The sequence below is a fragment of the Nocardioides sp. genome (genome assembly GCF_031422975.1).
In the GTDB taxonomy this organism is placed as follows: domain Bacteria; phylum Actinomycetota; class Actinomycetes; order Propionibacteriales; family Nocardioidaceae; genus Nocardioides.
In genome coordinates, this window is the sequence record NZ_JANPEO010000401.1 from 1 (window position 1) to 4738 (window position 4738).

General features: G+C 71.7%; 6 protein-coding genes. 4 read left to right on the top strand and 2 right to left on the bottom strand.

Features of this window, described 5'->3' with window-relative positions; translation table 11 throughout:
- Positions 1–91 precede the first annotated feature (91 nt).
- Entirely contained in the window at positions 92–658 is a 567-nt protein-coding gene (locus RMO85_RS12140) for a VanZ family protein (RefSeq protein ID WP_310528986.1), read from the bottom strand.
- A gap of 19 nt (positions 659–677) precedes the next feature.
- Positions 678–1277: a TetR/AcrR family transcriptional regulator gene (locus RMO85_RS12145; protein WP_310528987.1), complete on the bottom strand. Its 600-nt coding sequence runs from the start codon at positions 1275–1277 to the stop codon at positions 678–680.
- A 67-nt stretch (positions 1278–1344) separates the two neighbouring features.
- Here RMO85_RS12145 and RMO85_RS12150 point away from each other — a divergent pair, with 67 nt between their 5' ends.
- The 4 genes from RMO85_RS12150 to RMO85_RS12165 are packed head-to-tail and all read left to right on the top strand — an operon-like array spanning position 1345 to position 4585.
- Positions 1345–2811, top strand: coding sequence for a carotenoid oxygenase family protein (locus tag RMO85_RS12150; RefSeq protein WP_310528988.1), 1467 nt, complete (start codon positions 1345–1347; stop codon positions 2809–2811).
- Positions 2812–2838: 27 nt separating this feature from the next.
- A complete protein-coding gene (locus RMO85_RS12155; protein ID WP_310528989.1) occupies positions 2839–3225 on the top strand; it encodes a phage holin family protein in 387 nt (128 codons plus the stop codon).
- Complete coding sequence (locus RMO85_RS12160; protein ID WP_310528990.1) at positions 3222–3725, top strand: low molecular weight protein-tyrosine-phosphatase; 504 nt, start codon at positions 3222–3224, stop codon at positions 3723–3725. Before RMO85_RS12155 ends, RMO85_RS12160 begins: the two co-directional genes overlap by 4 nt.
- The gene (locus tag RMO85_RS12165) at positions 3722–4585 is read left to right on the top strand and encodes a fructosamine kinase family protein (RefSeq protein ID WP_310528991.1); all 864 of its coding nucleotides are present in this window, start codon (positions 3722–3724) and stop codon (positions 4583–4585) included. Before RMO85_RS12160 ends, RMO85_RS12165 begins: the two co-directional genes overlap by 4 nt.
- Positions 4586–4738 lie beyond the last annotated feature (153 nt).

The following is a 4738-nucleotide window of genomic DNA, read 5'->3' on the forward strand; positions in this document are numbered from 1 at the left end:
CGGCGGCTTGCCCGGCACATAGGTCGGGATCTCCGCCACGTTGCGGCGGGGCTGAGGTGTCGACTGGGGGGTCTGAGCCATGCGCGCCACCCTAACGAGCGGTGTCGTGGCGCCGGTGTCGCCACGGTCGGAGGACCAGCGCGAGGACCACCCCGATCGCGCCACCCATCAGCGCGCCGGTCACGTTGTCGACCACGTCGGTGATGTCGCAGGCGCGGTCGATGCGGGCCAGCGCGAGCTGCAGCAGCTCGATCACCACGCTGTAGAGGCCGAGCCCGATGAGGCCGGCCGGCGCGAGCAGCCAGCCGCGTCGCCAGCGCGAGACGCCGAGCACCCACAGCGCGCCGGCCGGCACGAAGACCGCCACGTTGAGCATCCGCTGGCTGCCCGAGAGGATCCAGAACCCGTCGGGTGCTGGGCCGCCGTAGTCCATCGAGCAGGTCCCCAGGCGCGACTCGGCTGGGACGAAGCCCGTACCCCACTGCGCCGGCAGCAGGGTGAGGATGCCGAGCACGACCACCGTCCAGGCCCAGCCCGCCAGCGCGATCGCAGTGACCCGGCCGAGGCGTCGGCTCAACCCCGAGGCGATGAGGGCGAAGACGACCAGGCTGGCCAGCGCGGCCAGCAACATCACACCCGTCCCGCCGATCGTCACCACGCGGCGAGGCTAGCGGGCGTCACGGAGCCAGGGCGACGAGCAGGTGGGCGAGCATCGGCCAGAGCACCGTGCCCTCGGGGTCCTCGACCACCTGGTCCAACCCGGCCAGCTCGAGCATCACGTAGCCGTGCAGGGCGCTCCAGAACTGTGCCGCCACCTCACGCGGATCTCCGGGGCGCAGCACCCCCGCGGCCATGGCCCGCGAGATGCCGGCCACCAGCTGGTCGAAGGCGGCGTCCGAGACCTCGCGGTCGGCACCGGCGCCGCCGAACCCGCCCAGGCTGATCGCACCGAACATGACGAGGTAGAGGTGCCGGTTCTCCAGCGCGTTGGCGCGGTACGCCGCCGCCATCCGGCGCAGGTCCGCCAGCGGGTCCTCGGTGATCCCGACCGCGTCGACCCGCTCGATCAGCCGCCGGAAGCCCTCGGTCGCGACCGCGTCCACGACCGAGGACATCGAGCCGAAGTGGGTGTAGACCGACATCGTCGAGGTGTCGGAGCAGGTCGCGAGGCGGCGTACGGACAGGGCCGAGGGCCCCTCCTCGTCCAGGATCCGGGCCGCCTCGTCGATGAGGCGCAATCGGAGCGCCGCCGGCGCCGCCACTCGTTGTCCACTCACGGTGGACATCTTGCCATAACGACGTTATGGTTTCCGATAACAGCGTTATTGGACAGGGAGAAGCGCTATGACCATCACCAGCCCCAGCACCACCAACCGCTACCTGCGCGACAACTTCGCGCCGGTCACCGACGAGCTGACCGCCACCGACCTGTCGGTCACCGGGCAACTGCCCGACTACCTCGACGGCCGCTACCTCCGCATCGGACCCAACCCGGTCGTCGACCCGGGGGATCGCTATCACTGGTTCCTGGGCGACGGGATGGTGCACGGCGTCTCGCTGCGCGACGGGAAGGCCCAGTGGTACCGCAACCGCTGGGTGCGCTCCGCCTCGGTGGCGACCGCGCTCGGCGAGCCGGTGCGAGGCACCCCCGGCGGCGCCGACTTCGCCGCCAACACCAACGTCCTCGAGCACGCCGGGCGCACCCTCGCCCTGGTCGAGGCCGGGTCCCCGCCGTACGAGCTGACCCACGAGCTCGACACCGTCGGGCCGTGCGACTTCGGCGGCACCCTGCCGAGTCGCCCCGGCCGGCCGGGCTACACCGCGCACCCGCACGAGGACCCGGAGACCGGCGAGCTGCACGCGGTGTCCTACACCTGGATGCGCGGCAACCGGGTCGACTACTCGGTGCTCGACACGTCGGGCCGGATCCGGCGCAGCGTGGACATCCAGGTCCACGGCAGCCCGATGATGCACGACTTCGCCCTCACCGAGCGGCACGTGGTGATCCTCGACCTGCCCGTCACGTTCGACATCTCGATGGCAACGGCGGACGTGCCACGGTTGGTCCGACCGGTCGTACGCGGCATGCTCAGCCGGATCATCGGCCGCAACCCGGTGCCGGAGCCCGTCATCGCCCGGATCGCCCGCGGCAGCGAGGGCGGGCCGACCACGCTGCCCTACCGCTGGAATCCCGACTACCCCGCGCGCATCGGGGTCCTGGCCCGCGACGCGAGCGGGGACGCGGTCCGCTGGTTCGAGATCGACCCCTGCTTCGTCTTCCACACCCTCAACGCCTACGACGACGGCGACACCGTCGTGCTCGACGTGGTGCGGCACCCGCGCATGTTCGCCACAGTGCTCGCCGGACCCGACGAGGGCCCGACGCGGATCTCGCGGTTCACCCTCGACCTGGCCTCGGGGACCGTGCGCGAGCAGTGTCTCGACGAGCGCTCGCAGGAGTTCCCCCGGCACGACGAGCGGCTCACCGGTCGCCGGCACCGCTACGGCTACGCCGTCGGCTTCGACGACGGGCAGACCGGCGACACGGTCCTGCGCCATGACCTGGGCGCGGGCAGCACCGACGTCCGCCGCCTCGGCCCGGGCCTCGAGGCGAGCGAGTTCTGCTTCGTGCCGCGCCCGGGTGGGACCGAGGACGACGGGGTGCTGATGGGATACGTCCACGACCGGGCCGCCGGGCTCAGCGACCTGCGCGTGCTGGACGCGGCCACCCTCGAGGACGTCGCGGCCGTCCACCTGCCCGGCCGGGTGCCGGCCGGGTTCCACGGCAACTGGGCGCCCATCGGCGGTTGATCGGCGGGTTCCCCCTACGCTGGCGGCATGGGTTTCCTCATCAAGCTCCTCGCGTACGCCGCCGGCGTGGCCGCCGCCAGCTGGTTGCTCGACGGCATCCGGTTCACCGGGCCGAGCAACGGCTCGGCGGAGTTGCAGGAGAAGGTGCTGCCGCTGCTGGGCGTCGCGCTCATCCTGGCGCTCGTCAACACGTTCATCCGGCCGATCCTCAACGTGCTCTCGCTCCCGATCACGATCTTGACGCTGGGGCTGTTCCTCCTCGTCGTCAACGGCCTGATGCTGTGGCTGGCGAGCAGGATCGCCGACTACTTCGACCTGGGCTTCCGGGTCACCGGGTTCTGGCCGGCCGTGATCGGCGCCATGGTCATCACGGTCGTGGGCTGGGTCGTGGACGCGGCGGTGGGCGACGAGTGACGCTGCTGCCGGCGCCCCACGAGCCCGGGCGCTACCGCGTCGCGTTCATCTGCTCCGGCAACATCTGTCGCTCGCCCAGTGCCGACGTCGTCCTCTCGCGGCTCCTGGCCGGGGCGGGACTGGCCGACCGGGTCGACGTCGCGTCGGGCGGCACCGGCGACTGGCACGTCGGCGACCCGATGGATCCGCGCGCGGAAGGGCCACTCGCCGCTCGTGGCTACGACCCCTCGCTGCACCGCGCCAGGCAGGTGGCTGTGGCCTGGGTCGCCCGCGATGACGTGCTGTTCGCGATGGACGAGAGCCACCTCAGCGACCTGGTCCGACTCGGCGACGTGGACCGGGTGCGGCTGTTCGGGGACTTCGATCCGGCAACTCCGGGTGTGGAAGTGCCCGACCCCTACTACGGTGGCAGGGAAGGCTTCGAGGAGGTGCTGGACATGATCGAACGCACGTGCCGTGCCCTGGTCCCCCACATCGATCGAGCCCTCTCGTCCTCATGACCCGTCAGCCACTGGTTGCGAAGCGGGCCGAGGAGCTGCTGAGGTCCTCCGTCGTGTCCACCGCTCCGATCGCCGGCGGCGACATCGCCACGGCCACCCGGCTGCGGCTCTCCAGCGGACAGATGGCGCTGATGAAGACGCTCGCCCACGCGCCCGAGGGCTTCTTCGAGGCCGAGGCCGCCGGACTGCGCTGGCTCGCGCAGGTCACGGGCGGGGTCCGGGTGCCCGAGGTGCTCGCGGGCAGCGACGACTGCGTGATCCTGGCCTGGGTGGAGCAGACGCCGAAGCACCAGCCGGAGGCCGCGATCGGTTTCGGGCAGGCGCTCGCGACCACTCACCTGGCCGGCGCTGCGGCGTACGGCGCCGCCCACGACGGCTTCATCGGCCGCCTCCCGATGCCCAACCAGGCGTGTCCCACCTGGCCGGAGTTCTACGCCGTCCGCCGCGTGCTGCCCTACCTCAAGCTCGCCCGCGACCGCGGGGCGGTCACCGACGGCGAAGCCACCACGATCGAGTCGGTCATCGGCCGACTGGCCGACCTCATCCCCGACGAGCCGCCCGCGCGCCTGCACGGCGACCTGTGGAACGGCAACTGCCTGTGGGGACTGGACGGCTCCGTCCACGTCATCGACCCGGCCGCCTACGGCGGGCACCGCGAGGTCGACCTGGCGATGCTGCACCTCTTCGGGCTGCCGCACCTGCCGCGCGTCATGCAGGCCTACCACGAGGCCGCACCCCTGGCCGAGGGCTGGGAGGACCGGCTCCCACTGCACCAGCTCTTCCCGCTGCTGGTGCATGCCTGCATGTTCGGTGGCGGGTACGGCGCCCGCGCGGCCACGGTCGCCGCGCGCTACGCGTGACCACCGCGCCACCATCTGCTGACCACCGGGGTCAGGCCTCGACATCGGGTCTAGTGTGGGGAACACATACGGGAGCAAAGAGGGTAGGGCCATGGCTGGACCCGACGAACTGCTCGTCCGATTCGCACGAGCCATCGCCACCACACCCGCGAC